Source organism: Streptomyces aquilus (genome assembly GCF_003955715.1).
GTDB classification, from domain to species: domain Bacteria; phylum Actinomycetota; class Actinomycetes; order Streptomycetales; family Streptomycetaceae; genus Streptomyces; species Streptomyces aquilus.
On record NZ_CP034463.1, the window covers coordinates 5,257,518 to 5,275,136 of the forward strand.

Here is a 17,619-nt window from a genome sequence, read left to right on the forward strand (position 1 = left end):
CCCGGTGAAGGGTTGGCCCTTTCGGGTTCTCCTGCCCGGTATCCAATGATCATTTAGTAGGAATCGCCGCCGCGGCGCACTACGCTGCGCCCATGAGCATGCTGACTCCCCCAGGCATGGGCGGCAAGTACCGGATCACGGGGGACAAATACCCACGCATGCGCCGCCCCCGGCGGCGCGGCAGGCTCGTGGTCGCGCTGGTGGCGTCCGTCGCCGCGCTCGGTCTGGTCGGCTGGGGCACGTTGCAGCTCATCGGCATCTTCACCGGCAACGACGAGAAGGCGTCGGCGGCGGGTCCCAAGGCGGACTGCGCGACGAAGGCGTCCCCTTCGGCCTCGGCGTCCGCCTCCGCGTATCCGAAGCCGTCGCAGATCATCGTCAACGTCTTCAACGCCACGCCCCGCGCCGGGCTCGCCAAGGAGACGGCCGACGTGCTCAAGAAGCGCGGCTTCAAGATCGGCGACGTGGGCAACGCGACCAAGGAGTTCGACAAGAAGGTCAAGGGCGCGGGGCTGTTGCTGGGGCGTACGTCGGCCATGAGCACGTCGCTGGAGGTGCTGGGCACGCAGGTGGCGGGGGCCGAGGCGCGGGCGGACGGGCGCAAGGGTGCCGACGTGGACCTGATCATCGGCACGGGGTTCAAGTCGCTGGCGAAGAAGGCGGACGCGGACAAGGCGCTGGCCGCGCTGGGGAAGCCGCAGCCTGCGCCGACGTCGTCGAAGAAGAGCTGTTGAGGTTCGCGCCTTCTCGCCGTAGGGGTGCGGTTGTTGTGCGGCTGCGGGCCTGTTGTGGCTTGTCGCGCCCCGCGGCGGAGCCGCATGTTGATACGGCCCCGCGCCCCTTGAGGGCGTTTTACTCAGCGGCGCCGTAGAGGCGGTCGCCCGCGTCTCCCAGGCCCGGCACGATGTACCCGTGCTCGTTCAGGTGGTCGTCGACCGCTGCCGTCACCACCGTCACCGGCGTCCCCGCCAGCTCGCGCTCCATGAGCTCCACGCCCTCGGGGGCCGCCAGCAGCACCACGGCCGTCACATCGTCCGCGCCGCGCTTGATGAGCTCACGGATCGCCGCGACCAGCGTGCCGCCCGTCGCCAGCATCGGGTCGAGGACGTACACCTGACGCCCGGAGAGGTCCTCCGGCATGCGCGTGGCGTACGTGGACGCCTCCAGCGTCTCCTCGTTGCGGATCATGCCGAGGAAGCCCACCTCGGCGGTCGGCAGCAGGCGGACCATGCCGTCGAGCATGCCGAGGCCGGCGCGGAGGATCGGCACGACCAGGGGGCGCGGGTAGGACAGCTTCACGCCGGTGGTCCGGGCGACCGGCGTGTTGATGTCGACCTGCTCGGTGCGCACGTCGCGCGTGGCCTCGTAGGCGAGGAGGGTGACCAGCTCGTCGGCGAGACGGCGGAAGGTCGCGGAGTCGGTGCGCTGGTCGCGCAGCGTGGTGAGCTTGTGGGCGACCAGGGGGTGGTCGACGACGTGGAGACGCATGTCCACAACAGTAACCGGGCCCGCTGGGCCCGTCGTCCCGGCGATCCCCAAACCCCTGGGGAACACCAGTCACCCGCCCGCTGGCATCAAACCCCCCGTCGGAGGGAAAGTGGGAGGGACGTGACCGGGGTGGTGTGCCTATGCCAGTGCCTGTGCCCGAGCAGGAGCCGGGGCCGGAACCACAACAGGAGACCGACGCCGAGCGCCGTCGGCGGCGCGCCCAGTTCCTGCGCGATCTCGCCGAGGCCCGGGAGCTGCGGGACCGTGTCCAGCCCCGGCGCGCCAAGGTCGCGCGGCTGCGCCACGCCATGCGCATGCGCACCTTCCGCTGGTAGGCCTTGAGGCGTTCTTGGACCGCCTGATGCGTGTGCCACGGCGGGAGCCGCGTACGATCCCGCTGGTGGACGATCAAAACGGGCGGACACAGGGAGCCGAAGACGTCCCCTGATCGCTTCGTTTCTGCCACGATTCCGAGTGGGTGGGGCTCGGAGCCAAAGCCTCCCCGCCCGCAGACCTCCGCCGGGGGGACCCCCAACCGGCACGCCTATGACCAGTGGGAGAGTCACGGTGTACTTCGCCGCACTGCTCGCGCGCACCGAAGACGGGTGGGAAGCGAGCGACACAGAGCTCGACGATGTGGAGACCCTGTCGGATCTGGCCGAACTGGCCCGTGAAGCCTCGCCCGAGGACGACACGGTGCTGGTGCTCATCGAGCAGGAGGACGCCTGGTTCGGCGTCGTCCGGATCGACGGCGAGGACGACCCCCGTATCTACGTCTCGGACGCCGCCGCCGCTGCCCGCAGCAGTTACGGCGAGATCCTGCTCACCGACGAACTGCTCGGAAGGGAGCCCGGCGAGGACGACGCCGACCTGGAATCCCTCGACCTCGACGGCACCGAGGACGGCGAGGACGAGGACGACGACGACAGCGAGGGCGGCGGCTCCGCCGAGGCCGTGCCGCACGGCCCGGTCGGCGACCCCGAGATCCTCGACGACCTGGGTGTCAGCCAGAAGGAACTGAAGGCCCTGTCGGAGGACGCGCTCACCGAGATCGCCGAGGCCCTGGGCGCCTCGGAGGTCCTGGAGACCGTCCGCTGACCGGGGGCGTCCCCGTGGGGTCCCCGGACCCGGTACGCGACCGCTGGCGGGCCGCGATGCGGCTCGCCCTGGACGAGGCCGGGAAGGCCGGTGCGGACGTGCCCGTGGGGGCCGTCGTACTGGCCCCGGACGGCACCACCGTCCTCGGCGCCGGCCACAACGAACGCGAGGCGGTCGGTGATCCGACCGCCCACGCGGAGGTCCTGGCGATCCGCCGGGCGGCGGCCGAGCTCGGCGAGTGGCGGCTGACCGGCTGCACGCTGGTCGTCACCCTCGAACCCTGCACGATGTGCGCGGGCGCCCTCGTGCAGTCCCGGGTGGACCGGGTCGTCTACGGCGCCCGCGACGAGAAGGCCGGCGCGGCCGGCTCCCTCTGGGACGTCGTCCGCGACCGCCGCCTCAACCACCGCCCCGAGGTGATCGAGGGCGTCCTCACCGAGGAGTGCGCGGCGCTGCTCACCGAGTTCTTCCGCGCCCGCTGAGGGGCCCCGGATACCGATTTCAGAGCATGCCCCACCTTGCTGTAAGGTCTCCCTCGGTAGCGTGTCCGAGCGGCCGAAGGAGCTCGCCTCGAAAGCGAGTGTGGCGCAAGTCACCGAGGGTTCAAATCCCTCCGCTACCGCTTGAGAAGGGCCCCGTCGAAAGACGGGGCCCTTCGTGCGTGCCGAGGCGTGAGAGAGGCGAGAAGGCCTGAGCCTGCGGGCCGTTGGTCCTTAAATACGACGTGAAGTTACACTCGCCGCTGGCACACCAGTCCCAAAGAGCACCTCAGTCACGGGGGAGGCCGCGATGGCGGTGAATTCGAAGAAGGCCGCCGTCTATCTGCTCGTGGTCTTCGTGCTGTACGTGATCATCACGGACCCGGCCAAGGCCGCCGACTACGTCCAGATAGGGTTCGAGGGCATATCGGACGCCGCCAAGGCGATCGGCGACTTCTTCACCTGGCTCGCCGACGGGGCGCAGTAAGCAGTCACCAGGAGTGCTCATGATCCGCCATCTCGTCCTGTTCAAGCTCAACGACGGTGTCGAGCGCGACGACCCGCGCGTCGAGGCGGGTGTCGAGGCCTTCCGGACGCTGGAGGGGAAGATCGACGAGATCCGGTTCTGGGAGCTGGGGTGGAACCTCAGCGACCGGCCCATCGCCTACGACTTCGCCATCAACTCGGGGTTCGAGGACGTGGATGCGCTGCGCCGTTACGTCGAGCACCCGGAGCACCAGGCGGGGGTGGGGCTCTGGAAGGAGTTCGCCACCTGGGTGATCGCGGACTACGCCTACTGAGTCCAAGGCCCACCTCGTTCGGCCCCTCGTCGGAACGGCGGGGGGCTTTCGTGCGTCTTCCGCCTCAACTCTTCCCTCAACACGGGGTTATGAGGTGCTTGCACACAGTGCACATGTCTTGTGATGCTATGACCGCTTTTGACGGATGAGTTGACCGATGTAGACCGATGAAGAGGTGGCGTTGACCGTGTCGGCCAGTACTGCGCCGCCCCAGGAAGAGGCGCCCGTTCAGACCCCCGCGCCCGTCCAGGCTCCGGTGTCCCTCCAGCCCCCGGCGCCCGCCACCCCCCAGCGCAGCCGCGGAGCGGACACCCGGGCGCTCACCCAGGTGCTCTTCGGCCAGCTCAAGGGGCTCCAGCCGGGCACGCCGGAGCACAACCGGGTGCGCGGGGCGCTCATCGAGGCCAACCTCCCGCTCGTGCGGTACGCGGCCGCCCGTTTCCGCTCCCGCAACGAGCCGATGGAGGACGTCGTCCAGGTCGGCACCATCGGGCTCATCAACGCCATCGACCGCTTCGACCCGGACCGCGGTGTGCAGTTCCCGACGTTCGCGATGCCGACGGTCGTCGGCGAGATCAAGCGGTACTTCCGGGACAACGTACGGACCGTGCACGTGCCGCGCCGGCTGCACGAGCTGTGGGTGCAGGTCAACAGCGCGACGGAGGACCTGACCACGGCCTTCGGACGCACCCCCACCACCGCCGAGATCGCCGAGCGGCTGCGCATCGGCGAGGACGAGGTGCTGTCCTGCATCGAGGCCGGGCGGTCGTACCACGCGACCTCACTGGAGGCCGCCCAGGAGGGCGACGGACTGCCGGGCCTCCTCGACCGGCTCGGCTACGAGGACCCCGCCCTGGACGGCGTGGAGCACCGGGATCTCGTACGGCATCTGCTGGTGCAACTGCCCGAGCGGGAACAGCGCATCCTTCTTCTGCGCTACTACAGCAATCTCACCCAGTCACAGATCAGCGCGGAACTCGGCGTCTCCCAGATGCATGTCTCGCGGCTACTCGCGCGTAGCTTCCAGCGGCTGCGGTCCGCGAATCGCATCGAGGCCTGAGACTGGAGCTCCGGTCGGGAATCGGACGAGGCCCAACCGAATGCACAAGCGATAGATCACCTTCGCGAGCGAATCGCTCACCAGCACGGATCCCCACGGTTCTGCGCCGAAAAACCGTCAGACCCCCTTTATCCAGGGCGTATTCACGTCTCGCATGTCGACATGTCACTACAGCGTGTTGCCGACATGTGACATTCTGCCGGAAGCGCGTTTGCCGGGGCTTCGGCGCCGGTATTCAGGTGAAGGCTGACGTTCCTCGACGGAACGCCGGCCGCGACCGTCCCGCGACCCAGAGGGGGTGGCATGTCCGCAGACCAGGGCAGCTCGAAGGTGCTCACGCTCACGAAGAGCGAGTCCGCGCCCGCGCTCGACGCCGTAACCGCTGTCGAGGCCGCGCCGGCCCCGGCTCTCCCGGCCCCCGCGGCCTCGGGAGCCATCGACACCCGCACCCTGTCCCGCTCCCTCTTCCTGCGGCTCGCCGCACTCGACGAGAACAGCCCCGAGCGTGCCTACGTCCGGGACACCCTGATCGAGCTCAACCTCCCGCTGGTGCGGTACGCCGCCGCCCGGTTCCGCTCGCGCAACGAGCCGATGGAGGACATCGTCCAGGTCGGCACCATCGGCCTGATCAAGGCGATCGACCGCTTCGACTGCGAACGGGGCGTGGAGTTCCCGACGTTCGCGATGCCGACGGTCGTCGGTGAGATCAAGCGGTTCTTCCGCGACACCTCGTGGTCGGTGCGGGTCCCGCGCCGCCTCCAGGAGCTGCGGCTCGCCCTCACCAAGGCCAGCGACGAGCTCTCGCAGAAGCTCGACCGCTCCCCGACCGTCGCCGAACTCGCCGCGGTTCTCGGGGTGTCGGAGGAGGACGTCGTCGACGGCCTCGCGGTCGGCAACGCCTACACCGCCTCCTCGCTGGACTCCCCGGCCCCGGAGGACGACGGCGGCGAGGGCTCCCTCGCGGACCGCCTCGGCTACGAGGACACCGCCCTGGAGGGCGTCGAGTACCGCGAGTCCCTGAAGCCGCTGCTCGCCAAACTGCCGCCCCGCGAGCGGCAGATCATCATGCTGCGGTTCTTCGCCAACATGACCCAGTCGCAGATCGGCGAGGAGGTCGGCATCTCCCAGATGCACGTCTCCCGGCTGCTGACCCGGACCCTGGCGCAGCTGCGGGAAGGCCTCATCTCCGACTGAGGTCTTCATAATTGACGGAGTGTCAGCCACCATGGCCCGATGCTCCGTACGACACCGGGCACGACACCGAGTACGACATGGACGTATGGCCGTCGAGGCGCCCTGATCGGCGCATCGGCGGCCGTCGTCTGTCTGGGCGTGGCGCTGACCTCGTGCGGCAGCACGGGTGAGGGCTACACGGCCGTCGGGCCGCCGGCCGGCCCGCCCTCGTCCGTGCAGCCGACGGGGGACGTGCGGGTGGTGCCGCTCGAGAGCGGTGCGGCAAGCACCGGCGTCGGCAACTCCCGTGACCACACGGACGGTTCACCGGATCCGGACCTCCCGGCGCCGAGCGCCCACCCGTCCAGGGCCCGCGCGTCGGGTGCCCACCCGACGAGCGGCGCCAAGTCCGGTCCTACGGCGTCCGGTTCACCGTCCCCGACGGCGTCCTCCCGTCGTACGACCGCGCCCGCCGCGCTCACCTGGGACGCTCCCGTGCGGACGGCCACCGACCGGCGGTGGTGCGAGGACGTGACGCTCGTGTTCCGCAACTCCGGGGACGCGGCGGTCCGTTCGGGGACCGCGCGGTTCGGGACGCACGTCATCGGGGCGCTCGGGGTCGACTGGGGGACCGTCGAGTCGGAGGTGGCGCTTCCGGCGCCGGTCGGGGGCGGCGCGCGGAAGGAGCGGACGTGGACGGTGTGCGTCGAGGCGTGGCGCGTGCCGCTCGGCATGCACATCGAGACGCGGGACGTCGACGTCCGCTGGGAGTGACCCCGGGAACTACTTGAGCGCCAGCCAGGCCACCGCCGCGACGATCGCCACGGCGACGACGACACCGACGATCAGGCCGATGCGCGGGCCGGAGGAGGTGGGGGCGGCGGCCGCCTGCTGGCGGCCCTGCGGGCCCTCGTCGACGAACGCGCGGAACATCTGGGTGCTGCCGGCGGGGTCGTAGTTGCCCTGGGGGTCCTGGGTGTTAGCCATGCCCCGAGACACTAGCGAATCCGCCGTGTCGGCCCAAGTGCGGGGCAGGGACCTGCTCCAACGCCTCTCACATGCGCGTTTACGCTCGCAATACTTGCCTTTGCCAAGTTTTTATGCGGCCCTCACCCGTTTTATTTGCCTGTAGCAACCAACCTCTCCTATGGTTGCCCCAAGCAACGAATACGGGAGGTGGCATGGCCGGTCAGCCGCAGTACGAGGAGCTGATGCGCCAGTTCAGTGCCTTCGGTGCCGTGAAGCGGGAGATGGGGCGGATCCTGCCGTCCGACTGCCCGAGCGGTTCCGCCGCCGTGCTGACGCTGCTCGCCCGCCACGGGGACATGCGCATGAGCAAGCTCTCGGAGCTGCTCGCCGTGGACATGTCGGTGACCAGCCGCCATGCGGCGCACCTCGCCGAGCGCGGCTGGATACGGCGCTCCCCCGACCCGGCGGACAAGCGCGGTCGCATCCTGCACCTCACCCCGGCGGGCCTGGCCCGGCTCGACGAACTGTCGGAGCGGACCTGCCGGATGCTCGCCGAGCGGCTCAGTGACTGGAGCGACGACGAGGTGGCCCAGTTGAGCCGGCTCATGGCCCGGCTCCGGGCGAGCTTCGACGACGGCCGCGCCCCCGCCGCCCCTCCTGTGTTCGAAGAGACCACCCGTACACCCGCGACCACTTAAGAGAAGGAAGCCCATGGCAACGACCACACCAGCCGGTGTGCGGGCTCATGCCAAGCACGGGGGAGGCGCCGAGCATGCCCCGATGACGCACCGGCAGATCATGGAGGCGCTCTCCGGGCTGCTGCTCGGGATGTTCGTGGCGATCCTGTCGTCCACGATCGTCTCGAACGCCCTCCCGGAGATCATCGGTGACCTCGGCGGCGGCCAGTCCGCCTACACCTGGGTCGTCACCGCCGCCCTGCTGTCGATGACGGCCTCCACTCCCCTGTGGGGCAAGCTCGCCGACCTCTACAGCAAGAAGGCGCTCGTCCAGATAGCGCTCGTCATCTACGTGCTGGGATCGGCCGCGGCCGGACTCTCCCAGAACGCCGGCATGCTGATCACCTTCCGCGTGGTCCAGGGCATCGGCGTCGGCGGGCTCTCCGCCCTCGCGCAGATCGTGATGGCGGCGATGATCTCCCCGCGCGAGCGCGGCCGGTACTCCGGCTACCTCGGCGCGACCTTCGCCGTCGCCACCGTCGGCGGCCCGCTGCTCGGCGGTGTCATCACCGACACCTCGTGGCTCGGCTGGCGCTGGTGCTTCTACGTCGGTGTGCCCTTCGCCGTGATCGCGCTGATCGTGCTGCAGAAGACCCTGCACCTGCCGGTCGTGAAGCGGGACGTGAAGGTCGACTGGGCCGGCGCGTTCTTCGTCGCGGCGGCGGTGTCGCTGCTGCTGATCTGGGTCACCTTCGCCGGTGACAAGTACGACTGGGTGTCCTGGCAGACCTACGCCATGGTCGGCGGCTCGATCGCGCTCGCCCTGATCTTCGTGCTGGTGGAGTCCAAGGCCTCCGAACCCCTCATCCCGCTGCGGCTGTTCCGCAACCCGACCATCACTCTGTCGTCGATCGCGTCGATGTTCGTCGGCACCGCGATGTTCTCCGGCACGGTCTTCTTCGCCCAGTACTTCCAGCTGGCCCGCGACAAGTCCCCGACCATGTCCGGCGTGCTGACCATCCCGATGATCGGCGGTCTGTTCGTCTCCTCCACCGTCTCCGGGCAGTTCATCACCCGCACCGGCCGCTGGAAGGCCTGGCTGGTCAGCGGTGGCGTGCTCATCACGGCGGGCCTCGGCCTGCTCGGCACCATCCGCTACGACACGGACTACTGGAAGACCGCGATCTTCATGGCCCTGCTGGGTCTCGGCATCGGCATGATGATGCAGAACCTGGTGCTGTGCACGCAGAACCAGGTCGAGCCCAAGGACCTCGGTTCGGCGTCCTCCACGGTCACCTTCTTCCGGTCCCTCGGCGGTGCGATGGGCGTCTCGGTGCTCGGTGCCGTGATGGCCGACAAGATCACCGACTACGTCAGGGACGGCCTGACCGACCTCGGCCCCAAGTACGCCTCCCTCGCCTCCGGTTCGAACGGCTCCAGCGAGATCCCGGACATGGACAAGCTGCCCGCGCCGCTGCGCACGGTCATGGAGAGCGCGTACGGCCACGGCATCGCGGACGTGTTCCTGATCGCCGCGTGCCTGGCCGCGGCGGCCTTCCTGATCACGCTGTTCATCAAGGAGGTCCCGCTGAAGACCAAGGGTGCGCTGGCCCAGGCGGCGTCCGAGTCCGAGGCCGAGAAGGCTCCGGTGGAGGCTGTTACGGAGGCGCCGGTCGCCGAGGAGCGGGTGCCCAGCTGGGCCACCGCCGAGCCGGTCGCCGACGGCACCCAGCGGCTCGCCGCCGTGGCGACCGTCGAGGCCCCGGTCGCACCGTCCGGCGGCATCCCGGTCCGCGGTCACGTCCGCGGCGCCGAGAGCGCGCCCGTCCCGCAGGCCGCGGTCACGCTGATCTCGCTCGCGGGACGGCAGCTGGGCCGGTCGGTGACGCAGGCGGACGGTTCCTACGGGGTGGAGGCGCCCAGCGTCGGCTCGTACGTCCTGATCGCCTCCGCGGACGGCTTCCAGCCGCAGGCGTCCACCGTCGTGGTCAACGGCGAGCCGGTGGCGTACGACATCCTACTCAGCGGCACGAGCGGGCTGAGCGGGGTCGTGCGGGCCTCGGACGGCGCGCTGCCGGTGAAGGACGCCATGGTCATCGTGACCGACGTCCGCGGTGATCTGCTGGCCACCGGGACCACCGGTGAGCAGGGCGAGTTCGGCTTCGCCGAGCTGGTGCCGGGTGCCGTGACCGTCGCGGTGAACGCCGCCGGGTACCGGCCGCGCGCACTGCCCGTCGAGGTCGGCGGCACGGGGGTCACCCGGATCGAGGTGGAGCTGGACTCCGGCGCCCAGGTCCAGGGCGTCGTACGCGCGCCGCACGGTCCGCTGGCCGACGCACGGGTGACCCTCGTGGACGCGGCCGGCAACGTGGTCGGCACCGCCACCACCGGGTCGGACGGGGCGTACGCCTTCACCGACCTGGGCGGCGGCGAGTACACGGTCATCGCGACGGGCTACCCGCCGGTCGCGACGGCCCTGACGGTGACCGGGCAGGGGACCGACGGTCACGACATCGAGCTCGCGCACCCCGGCGAGTGAGTCACTGAGAACCCCGGCCCGTGGAGCGCGTCCCGAGCGGAGGCGCGCCCCACGGGCCGGACCCGTGTGAGGAGAGAAGAGCTGAGATGGGACTGACCGCGAGGATCCGTACCCGGGACGGATGGGCCGTGTCGCACGCGGTCGTCACGGTGACGGACATGACCGGCACGCAGGTGCTGCGGGCCGAGGCCGACGAGGAGGGCGCGGTACGCGACCCCGAGCCGCTGGCGCCCGGCGCGTACACCGTCATCGTCACCGCCGTCGGCTACGCGCCCGCCGCGTCGAGCGCGATCGTCACGGCGAGCGGCCGGGCCGAGGTCGGCACGGTCACCCTGGCCCGCCAGGGCGGCACCGAACTCCCGCCGCCGGGACCGTGGACCATCGACCCGGTGCACTCCAGCGTCGGCGCGGTCGCCCAGCACCTGGGCATCTCCAGCGTGCACGGCCGCTTCACGGACTTCGCCGGCACGATCGAGATCGCGCCGGACGACGTCACCAAGTCCCGGGTGGCGGCGGTGATCCGGGCCGCGTCCATCGACACGGGGAACGCGATGCGCGACGGCCATCTGAAGTCCGCCGACTTCCTGGACGTCGAGGTGCACCCCGAGATCACCTACCGGTCGACGGGCATCTCGCTCGCGGGCACCGACCGCTGGACGGTCCACGGGGAGCTGGGCATGCACGGTGTCGTACGCCCCGTCGACCTGGACCTCGCCTACCTCGGCACCGGCGCCGACCCGTGGGGCGGGACGCGGGCGGCGTTCCGGGCGACGACCGAACTGCGGCGGGACGACTTCGCGATGAACTACAACCAGGTCGTGCAGGCGGGGATCGCGGCGATCGGCACGACGCTGAAGGTGGAGCTCGACATTCAGGCGGTACAAGGGGAGTCCCTGCCTCCGCAGGCCTAGGGTGGGGCCATGGCACCGAGCATCGCTACCAACACCCGTGTTTCCCTCGACGAGTTGCTGGACTTCGTACGGCCCCGGCACAAGGCCCTGCTGCTGACCCGCCGGGCGGACGGCAGCCCGCAGGCGTCCCCGCTGACGTGCGGGGTCGACGACTCCGGGCGGATCGTCGTCTCCACCTACCCGGAGCGGGCCAAGACGCGCAACGCCAAGCGCGACGAGCGGGTCAGCCTCGTCGTGCTGAGCGACGACTGGAACGGGCCGTGGGTCCAGATCGACGGCACCGCCGAGGTCATCGACTCGCCCGACTCCGTCGAGCCGCTCGTGGAGTACTACCGGAACATCGCCGGGGAGCACCCGGACTGGGACGAGTACCGGGCCGCGATGCTCAAGCAGGGCAAGTCGATCATCCGGATCACACCGGAGAAGTGGGGTCCGGTGGCGACGGGGGGCTTTCCGGCCCGACTCGTCACGCCGGACGCCTGACCATCGCCTCGATCCCCGCGATCAGCAGATCGAGGGCGAAGTCGAAGTCCCGCTCCCACATCTCCTCGACCGTGTCGCCGCCCCGCGCCGCCATGATGTCCTCCGCCTCCTTGACGAGGTCGGCGGTCTGCGGGGCCTGGCTCACCGCGCTCATCGCGTCGCGGAAGTACTCGTCGGGGGTCATGCCGACCTGGACGGAACGGGCGTTGAACTGGCCCTCGATGGTGCCGAAGCCGTACACGAACTGGAAGACCGCGGAGATGGCCGCCGCCAGGCCGTGCGCGGGCAGGCCGGTGCGGCGGATGACGCCGTGGATGAACCGGGAGAAGACCAGGCTGTTCGGCCCGATGTTGAGAAACGTGCCGACCAGCGAGGACATCCAGGGGTGCCGGACCAGCAGGGAACGGTAGCCCCGGGCCAGCACGCGGAGTTGGTCGCGCCAGTCCTCGCCGTCCGCCTCCGGGTCGGGGAGGTCCAGTTCGCCGTAGGTGGCGTCGAGGGCGAGTTCGAGGAGGTCGTCCTTGGTGTCGACGTACCAGTAGACGGACATCGCGGTGACGTTCAACTCGGCGGCCAGCCGCCGCATGGAGAACTTGGCCAGCCCTTCACTGTCGAGGAGCCGGACGGTGGCCGAGGTGATGCGCTCACGGTCGAGCCCGGTGGGCTGACCGCCACCCCGGGCACTCCGCCGCGCCTTCCCTTCCAGCCACACACTGGTACGCGCAGCCCGCTGACCGGCCTTCTCCATGGCGCACCTTCCTAGCTTTGCGATCAACGATCACCTTAAGCGCCCTCTCAGCGGCCTAGGCACTTTCTCCCCGCTCAGCCCGCCTCAACAACGCGGCGGCAACCAGCCCACCGGCCAACACCGCAACGGCCCCCACCAGCAAACTGCTCTCCAGCCCAGAAGAGAACGCCTCCGTGAGACGCACCCGCTCCGCAGCCGACCGCGCCTCGGCCAACGCCGCCGGCAAGGACTCCGCCGCGAACCGCGAAGTCAGCACCGCGCCGAGCACCGCCACCCCGAGCCCCTGCCCGAACTCCGCCACCGTCCCGTTGATACCCGCTCCGATCCCCGCCTTCTCCCGCGGAATGGAGCTCATGATGGCGTGCGCCATCGCCGGGCTGGCGATCGCCGCCCCCGCCCCGATGAGCAGCAGCCCGATCAGCGTCCCGGCGTAACCGCCGGAGGCGAGCGTCGCGATGGACGCCAGCCCGGCCGCCATCAGCGCCATGCCCACTCCGATGGCGGTCGGGGTGCCCAGCTTCGTCGCCGCTTTCGCCGCCAGGCCCGAGAAGTTGAGGGCGACGATCGTCAGGGCGAGCGGCGCGGTGCGCAGACCGGCCTCCAGGGGGCCGTAGCCGAGGACGAACTGCATGTGCTGGGTGAGCAGGAAGAGCGAGCCGCCCATGCCGAAGGTGATCAGCACCGCGCCCGCGATGGCGCCCGTGAAGCGGCGGTTCCTGAAGAAGTGCAGGTCGAGCATGGGGTGTTCGATCCGGGTCTCCCAGTACCCGAACCCGCCCAGGACGGCCACCGCGACGGCCGCCGTCAGCAGCACCCGGCCCGACGTCCAGCCGTGCTCCGGACCGGAGATGATCGCGAAGACGAGCGCCGCCATACCGATCGTCGACAGCAGCGCGCCCAGCAGGTCGGGACGGTCTCCTCGCGGGCTCTTCGACTCCGGCACCAGCGTCACCGCGGCCACCAACCCCACCGCCGCGACCGGCAGGTTGATCAGGAAGATCGCGCCCCACCAGAAATGGTCCAGCATGAACCCGCCGAGCAGCGGACCGCACGCGAACCCGAGGGCGTTGACGGCCGCCCAGATGCCGATGGCCTTGGCGTGCTCCTCGGGCGCGAAGATCTGCATCACGACGGCGAGGGTGGTGGTCAGCAGCAGCGCGCCGCCGACGCCCATCCCGGCCCGCGCCGCGATCAACTGGCCGGTGCTGTCGGCCAGTCCGGCGACCAGCGAGCCGATGCCGAACAGGCTCAGGCCGGCGATCAGCATCTTCTTGCGGCCGTAGCGGTCGGCGGCGCTGCCCGCGGTGAGCAGCAGCCCGGACTGCACCAGGGAGTACGCGTTGATCATCCACTGGATGTCCGAGGTGGCCGCGCCCAGTTCACGGGTGAGCGAGGGGATCGCGACGTTCAGCACGGTGTTGTCGAGGACGACGGTGAGCTGGGCGAGGCAGATGACACCGAGGATGAGCCAGCGTTGGGGGTGGCTCTGGGCGACGGCGGCGGGTGCGGGAGCGGGAGCGGGAGCAGACATGTTGTACACCGTAGAGCGGTCGCTATACACCGTACAACGCGATTTCTCGCCGTCCCGCGATTTCTCGCCGTCCCGCTGTTTCTCGCCGTACGACGAGAAGGGCGGCGACCTCCACCGGTCGCCGCCCTTCACCGCGTCACGTCAGCTGCTCGCCTTCTGCGTCAGGTCGTAGAAGGTCGACGAACCCACCGTCACCTTCTTGAAGTTGGCCTCGACCCAGGAGGTGATCTGCGAGGACGTGCCGCTGCCGCCCATGCCGCCGCCGGAGCCGGACGAGATGAAGTAGTGGATCTTGCCGTCCTCGACGTACTGCTTGAACTGGGCCAGCGTCGGGGACGGGTCGGTGCCGTTGAAGCCGCCGATCGCCATCACCGGTTCGCCCGTGGAGAGTTGGTAGCTCGCCGCGTTCTGGGCGCCGATGGCCGCCGCGGCCCACGTGTAGTCGTCGGCGTCGGTCTCCAGCAGCTTCTTGGCCTCGTCGGAGACGGTCGCGCCGTTCAGCAGGCCGCCGACGCCACCGCCGCCACCGGCCATGCCGCCGCCGTCGCCCGTCCGAGTGCCCCCGGGGAAACCGTTGCCCTGCTGGTTCTGGGTGTTGCCGTTGCCGTTCTGCTGGTTCTGGCCCGGCATCCCGCCGCCCGGGAAGCCACCGCCACCGCCACCGGGACCACCGCCCCGGCCGCCCCCGCCGCCCATGCCCATGCTCGCGCCGGCCGGGCCGGCCGTCACGATGGAGCCGGTGTGGCCCTCCTGGAGGGTGCTGATGGTGTACGCGGTCGGGCCGGCGAGGGAGGCCACCAGGCCCAGGGACGCCGCCGCGAGGGCCAGTCGGCGGCTGATCCGGCCCGCGAAGATCAGGCCGAGCGCGGCGACCAGACCGCCGATCAGGACCAGCCACTTCAGCCAGGGCAGGTAGTCGGAGGTGCGGTTGAGGAGGACGTAGCTCCAGGCGGCCGCCGCCACGACCGACGCCGCGAGCGTGATCGACGCCCACAGTTCGGCGCGCTTCTCCCACAGCAGCCCGGCGCCCATGCCGATCACGGCCGCCAGGTAGGGGGCGAGGGCCACCGTGTAGTACTGGTGGAAGATGCCCGCCATGTAGCTGAAGACGACCATGGTGATGACCAGCGAGCCGCCCCAGACCAGGAACGCGCCGCGGGTGACGGACGCCCTGCGCGCCCTGCGCGTGGCCCACAGGCCCGCGACCAACAGGATCAGGGCCGCCGGGAGCAGCCAGGAGATCTGGCCGCCGATCTCGGAGTTGAACATCCGGTCCCAGCCGGTCTCGCCCCACTGGCCGCCGCTGTTGCCGCCACCGCCGCCGACGCTGCCGGTCTCCTCGCCGTTGAGACGGCCAAGGCCGTTGTAGCCGAAGGTCAGTTCAAGGAACGAGTTGTTCTGGGAGCCGCCGATGTAGGGGCGTGAGGAGGCGGGCCACAGTTCGACGATCGCGACCCACCAGCCGCCGGAGACGATCAACGCGGCGGTCGCGGCGGCCAGTTGGCCGAAGCGCTTCCTCAGCGACACCGGTGCGCAGACCGCGTACACGATCGCGAGCGGCGGCAGGATCAGGAAGGCCTGGAGCGTCTTGGCGAGGAAGGCGAAGCCGATCGCCACGCCCGCCCACACCAGCCACTTCGTCCGCCCGTCCTCCAGGGCGCGCACGACGAGATGGCAGGCGACCGCCATCAGCAGGGCCAGCATCGCGTCCGGGTTGTTGAACCGGAACATCAGCGCCGCGACGGGGGTGAGCGCGAGCACGGTGCCCGCGATCAGACCGGCCGCGGGGCTGAAACGGCGACGCACGGAGGCGTACACGACGGCGACCGTGCCGATGCCCATCAGCACCTCGGGCATCAGGATCGCCCAGGAGCTGAGCCCGAAGATCCGCACCGACAGCGCCATCGGCCACAGCGAGGCCGGGGGCTTGTCGACGGTGATGGCGTTGGACGCGTCGAGCGAGCCGAAGAAGAACGCCTTCCAGGACTGGCTGCCGGCCTGGACGGCCGCGGAGTAGAAGGAGTTGGCGTAGCCGGAGGAGCTCAGGTCGTAGAAGTACAGGACCGCGGTGGCGAGCAGCAGGCCCCAGAAGGCCGGGCGCGCCCAGCGGGGGTCCTCGGGCCGGCCGCGCCACAGTCCGCGCACGAACGGCTGCTTGGGCTCACCGGCCTCGGGGGCGGGCGGGGCCGGCGGAGCCGAGGGCTCCGGCACGGCCGTACTGGTGATGGTCATCGGGCGTCCCTCGGGTCGGTGTCGGTCGGGCGCACCGGCTGCAACTGCATGGTGGCGTCCCCCCAGGTGCGGTCCGCGGCTTCACCGGCGCGGAACTGGTCGTCGTACGTGAAGTGGTGGCCGCCCGCGCGCATCGGCAGCGGCGGGTGCGGTGGCCGGCCGGGTGTGTGGCTCGCGACCAGCGTCGACTCGCGGCGCTCGGGGAACACCCAGGCACGGAAGAGCAGGAAGCGCAGCACGGTGGCGGCGAGGTTGGCGACGATCAGGACCGCCAGTTCGGTGGAGTGCGCGGGGTCGCCGCCGGCCGCGTCGAGGGCGGCGAGCGAGCCGCTGGTCAGGGCGAGGCCGATACCGAAGACGACGAGGCCCTGCGCCTGGTGCCGGACGGCGCCGCCGCTGCCGCGCACCCCGAAGGTGAGCCGGCGGTTGGCCGCCGTGTTGGCGACGGCGGAGACCAGCAGCGCGAGCGCGTTGGCGACCTGCGAGCCGGAGAAGGTCCGGAAGCCGCTGTAGAGGAGGAGATAGAAGAGGGTCGACAGACCGCCCACGACACAGAACCCGACGAGCTGGCGGGCCAGCCCCTTCGGTACGTCCTTGATCTCGCGGTCGCGCGGGTCGTCGCCGAAGGGACGCGCGATCCGGTCCAGCGGCAGCGAGCCGGAGGCCAGCGCCTTGCCGACCCGCCACACCCCCTTCAGGTCCTCGGTCGCCGTCTTGACGATATGAACAGTGGAGTCGGGGTCGTCGACCCAGTCGACGGGCACTTCGTGGATACGGAGCCCCGCGCGCTCGGCGATGACGAGCATCTCGGTGTCGAAGAACCAGCCGGTGTCCTCGACCATCGGCAGCAGCGCCTGCGCCACATCACGCCGGATGGCCTTGAAGCCGCACTGCGCGTCCGAGAAGCGGGCCTGGAGCGAGCCGCGCAGGATGAGGTTGTACGAGCGGCTGATGAACTCCCGCTTGGGGCCGCGCACCACTCGGGACGAGCGGGCGAGGCGGGATCCGATCGCCAGGTCGGAGTGGCCCGAGATCAGCGGGGCCACCAGCGGGAGCAGGGCGTTGAGGTCGGTGGACAGGTCCACGTCCATGTAGGCGAGGATCGGCGCGTCCGAGGCGGACCACACGGCACGCAGGGCGCGGCCGCGGCCCTTCTGCTCCAGTCGGAAGGCCCGGACCTCGGCGATCTCCGCCTCCAGCCGCCGGGACACCTGCGGGGTGGTGTCCGTCGACGCGTTGTCCGCGATCGTGATGCGGAACGCGTACGGGAAGGTGCGCGTGAGGTGCTCGTGCAGTCTGCGCACACACGGCTGGAGGTCCTTCTCCTCGTTGTAGACGGGGATCACTACGTCCAGGACAGGCGTACCGGCGGCTGCGGCCGGGAGGTGCTCCCGCGCCGGCAGAGTGCCGGGAGAAGAGTCGGTTCGCATG

Annotated in this window: 19 protein-coding genes and 1 tRNA gene; 14 read left to right on the top strand and 6 right to left on the bottom strand. The window is 70.4% G+C overall.

Annotated elements, in window-relative coordinates:
• Nucleotides 1–92 precede the first annotated feature (92 nt).
• The gene (locus EJC51_RS24060; RefSeq protein ID WP_126272977.1) at nucleotides 93–734 is read left to right on the top strand and encodes a LytR C-terminal domain-containing protein; all 642 of its coding nucleotides are present in this window, start codon (nucleotides 93–95) and stop codon (nucleotides 732–734) included.
• A gap of 118 nt (nucleotides 735–852) precedes the next feature.
• Here the strand turns inward: EJC51_RS24060 and upp are convergent, their stop codons facing one another.
• Nucleotides 853–1,488: a uracil phosphoribosyltransferase gene (upp, locus tag EJC51_RS24065; protein WP_097274289.1), complete on the bottom strand. Its 636-nt coding sequence runs from the start codon at nucleotides 1,486–1,488 to the stop codon at nucleotides 853–855.
• A gap of 140 nt (nucleotides 1,489–1,628) precedes the next feature.
• Between upp and EJC51_RS24070 the strand changes: the two genes are divergently transcribed.
• The 9 genes from EJC51_RS24070 (at nucleotide 1,629) to EJC51_RS24105 (ending at nucleotide 6,872) form a co-directional block, all read left to right on the top strand.
• The gene (locus EJC51_RS24070) at nucleotides 1,629–1,823 is read left to right on the top strand and encodes a hypothetical protein (protein WP_126272978.1); all 195 of its coding nucleotides are present in this window, start codon (nucleotides 1,629–1,631) and stop codon (nucleotides 1,821–1,823) included.
• 232 nt (nucleotides 1,824–2,055) lie between these two features.
• Nucleotides 2,056–2,586 (top strand): tRNA adenosine deaminase-associated protein, encoded by a 531-nt coding sequence (locus EJC51_RS24075; protein WP_126277111.1) that lies wholly within the window; start codon nucleotides 2,056–2,058, stop codon nucleotides 2,584–2,586.
• Nucleotides 2,587–2,642: 56 nt separating this feature from the next.
• Nucleotides 2,643–3,068 (top strand): tRNA adenosine(34) deaminase TadA, encoded by a 426-nt coding sequence (tadA, locus tag EJC51_RS24080; protein WP_126277110.1) that lies wholly within the window; start codon nucleotides 2,643–2,645, stop codon nucleotides 3,066–3,068.
• Between the two features lie 55 nt (nucleotides 3,069–3,123).
• Nucleotides 3,124–3,208 (top strand) — tRNA-Ser (locus tag EJC51_RS24085).
• Nucleotides 3,209–3,375: 167 nt separating this feature from the next.
• Entirely contained in the window at nucleotides 3,376–3,552 is a 177-nt protein-coding gene (locus EJC51_RS47805; protein ID WP_165951220.1) for a hypothetical protein, read from the top strand.
• A gap of 19 nt (nucleotides 3,553–3,571) precedes the next feature.
• Entirely contained in the window at nucleotides 3,572–3,865 is a 294-nt protein-coding gene (locus tag EJC51_RS24090; RefSeq protein ID WP_126272979.1) for a Dabb family protein, read from the top strand.
• A 175-nt stretch (nucleotides 3,866–4,040) separates the two neighbouring features.
• Nucleotides 4,041–4,925, top strand: coding sequence for an RNA polymerase sigma factor SigF (locus EJC51_RS24095; RefSeq protein ID WP_126272980.1), 885 nt, complete (start codon nucleotides 4,041–4,043; stop codon nucleotides 4,923–4,925).
• 303 nt (nucleotides 4,926–5,228) lie between these two features.
• Complete coding sequence (locus EJC51_RS24100) at nucleotides 5,229–6,119, top strand: RNA polymerase sigma factor SigF (RefSeq protein ID WP_126272981.1); 891 nt, start codon at nucleotides 5,229–5,231, stop codon at nucleotides 6,117–6,119.
• Between the two features lie 39 nt (nucleotides 6,120–6,158).
• Nucleotides 6,159–6,872, top strand: coding sequence for a hypothetical protein (locus tag EJC51_RS24105; protein WP_126272982.1), 714 nt, complete (start codon nucleotides 6,159–6,161; stop codon nucleotides 6,870–6,872).
• Nucleotides 6,873–6,881: 9 nt separating this feature from the next.
• Here EJC51_RS24105 and EJC51_RS24110 read toward each other — a convergent pair whose 3' ends face one another.
• The gene (locus tag EJC51_RS24110) at nucleotides 6,882–7,085 is read right to left on the bottom strand and encodes a hypothetical protein (RefSeq protein ID WP_059194469.1); all 204 of its coding nucleotides are present in this window, start codon (nucleotides 7,083–7,085) and stop codon (nucleotides 6,882–6,884) included.
• Between the two features lie 194 nt (nucleotides 7,086–7,279).
• On the opposite strand from EJC51_RS24110, the gene EJC51_RS24115 reads away from it, so the two are divergent.
• From EJC51_RS24115 to EJC51_RS24130, 4 genes are all read left to right on the top strand, one after another.
• Entirely contained in the window at nucleotides 7,280–7,765 is a 486-nt protein-coding gene (locus tag EJC51_RS24115; RefSeq protein ID WP_126272984.1) for a MarR family winged helix-turn-helix transcriptional regulator, read from the top strand.
• Nucleotides 7,766–7,847: 82 nt separating this feature from the next.
• The gene (locus EJC51_RS24120) at nucleotides 7,848–10,283 is read left to right on the top strand and encodes an MFS transporter (RefSeq protein WP_483025183.1); all 2,436 of its coding nucleotides are present in this window, start codon (nucleotides 7,848–7,850) and stop codon (nucleotides 10,281–10,283) included.
• Between the two features lie 86 nt (nucleotides 10,284–10,369).
• Nucleotides 10,370–11,194 carry a YceI family protein gene (locus EJC51_RS24125; RefSeq protein ID WP_126272986.1) on the top strand — a complete coding sequence of 275 codons (825 nt, stop codon included), beginning with the start codon at nucleotides 10,370–10,372 and terminating at the stop codon, nucleotides 11,192–11,194.
• Between the two features lie 9 nt (nucleotides 11,195–11,203).
• Nucleotides 11,204–11,677, top strand: a complete 474-nt coding sequence (locus EJC51_RS24130; protein WP_097266056.1) for a PPOX class F420-dependent oxidoreductase — start codon at nucleotides 11,204–11,206, stop codon at nucleotides 11,675–11,677.
• Here the strand turns inward: EJC51_RS24130 and EJC51_RS24135 are convergent.
• From EJC51_RS24135 to EJC51_RS24150, 4 genes are all read right to left on the bottom strand, one after another.
• A complete protein-coding gene (locus tag EJC51_RS24135; RefSeq protein WP_126272987.1) occupies nucleotides 11,661–12,425 on the bottom strand; it encodes a TetR/AcrR family transcriptional regulator in 765 nt (254 codons plus the stop codon). The genes EJC51_RS24130 and EJC51_RS24135 overlap by 17 nt on opposite strands.
• 55 nt (nucleotides 12,426–12,480) lie before the next feature.
• Nucleotides 12,481–13,956, bottom strand: a complete 1,476-nt coding sequence (locus tag EJC51_RS24140; protein WP_126272988.1) for an MFS transporter — start codon at nucleotides 13,954–13,956, stop codon at nucleotides 12,481–12,483.
• Between the two features lie 141 nt (nucleotides 13,957–14,097).
• Nucleotides 14,098–16,188: an ArnT family glycosyltransferase gene (locus EJC51_RS24145; protein ID WP_126272989.1), complete on the bottom strand. Its 2,091-nt coding sequence runs from the start codon at nucleotides 16,186–16,188 to the stop codon at nucleotides 14,098–14,100.
• Nucleotides 16,185–17,618 (bottom strand): bifunctional glycosyltransferase family 2/GtrA family protein, encoded by a 1,434-nt coding sequence (locus EJC51_RS24150; protein ID WP_126272990.1) that lies wholly within the window; start codon nucleotides 17,616–17,618, stop codon nucleotides 16,185–16,187. Before EJC51_RS24150 ends, EJC51_RS24145 begins: the two co-directional genes overlap by 4 nt.
• Between the last annotated feature and the right edge of the window lies 1 nt (nucleotide 17,619).

What these genes read in the sequence shown, in the direction of transcription:
- EJC51_RS24060 (WP_126272977.1), top strand. Translation starts at nt 93, where the DNA reads ATGAGCATGCTGACTCCCCCAGGCATGGGCGGCAAGTACCGGATCACG.
- upp (WP_097274289.1), bottom strand. Translation starts at nt 1,488, where the DNA reads ATGCGTCTCCACGTCGTCGACCACCCCCTGGTCGCCCACAAGCTCACC.
- EJC51_RS24070 (WP_126272978.1), top strand. Translation starts at nt 1,629, where the DNA reads ATGCCAGTGCCTGTGCCCGAGCAGGAGCCGGGGCCGGAACCACAACAG.
- tadA (WP_126277110.1), top strand. Translation starts at nt 2,643, where the DNA reads ATGCGGCTCGCCCTGGACGAGGCCGGGAAGGCCGGTGCGGACGTGCCC.
- EJC51_RS47805 (WP_165951220.1), top strand. Translation starts at nt 3,376, where the DNA reads ATGGCGGTGAATTCGAAGAAGGCCGCCGTCTATCTGCTCGTGGTCTTC.
- EJC51_RS24090 (WP_126272979.1), top strand. Translation starts at nt 3,572, where the DNA reads ATGATCCGCCATCTCGTCCTGTTCAAGCTCAACGACGGTGTCGAGCGC.
- EJC51_RS24100 (WP_126272981.1), top strand. Translation starts at nt 5,229, where the DNA reads ATGTCCGCAGACCAGGGCAGCTCGAAGGTGCTCACGCTCACGAAGAGC.
- EJC51_RS24105 (WP_126272982.1), top strand. Translation starts at nt 6,159, where the DNA reads ATGCTCCGTACGACACCGGGCACGACACCGAGTACGACATGGACGTAT.
- EJC51_RS24110 (WP_059194469.1), bottom strand. Translation starts at nt 7,085, where the DNA reads ATGGCTAACACCCAGGACCCCCAGGGCAACTACGACCCCGCCGGCAGC.
- EJC51_RS24115 (WP_126272984.1), top strand. Translation starts at nt 7,280, where the DNA reads ATGGCCGGTCAGCCGCAGTACGAGGAGCTGATGCGCCAGTTCAGTGCC.
- EJC51_RS24120 (WP_483025183.1), top strand. Translation starts at nt 7,848, where the DNA reads ATGACGCACCGGCAGATCATGGAGGCGCTCTCCGGGCTGCTGCTCGGG.
- EJC51_RS24125 (WP_126272986.1), top strand. Translation starts at nt 10,370, where the DNA reads ATGGGACTGACCGCGAGGATCCGTACCCGGGACGGATGGGCCGTGTCG.
- EJC51_RS24130 (WP_097266056.1), top strand. Translation starts at nt 11,204, where the DNA reads ATGGCACCGAGCATCGCTACCAACACCCGTGTTTCCCTCGACGAGTTG.
- EJC51_RS24135 (WP_126272987.1), bottom strand. Translation starts at nt 12,425, where the DNA reads ATGGAGAAGGCCGGTCAGCGGGCTGCGCGTACCAGTGTGTGGCTGGAA.
- EJC51_RS24140 (WP_126272988.1), bottom strand. Translation starts at nt 13,956, where the DNA reads ATGTCTGCTCCCGCTCCCGCTCCCGCACCCGCCGCCGTCGCCCAGAGC.
- EJC51_RS24145 (WP_126272989.1), bottom strand. Translation starts at nt 16,188, where the DNA reads ATGACCATCACCAGTACGGCCGTGCCGGAGCCCTCGGCTCCGCCGGCC.
- EJC51_RS24150 (WP_126272990.1), bottom strand. Translation starts at nt 17,618, where the DNA reads ATGCGAACCGACTCTTCTCCCGGCACTCTGCCGGCGCGGGAGCACCTC.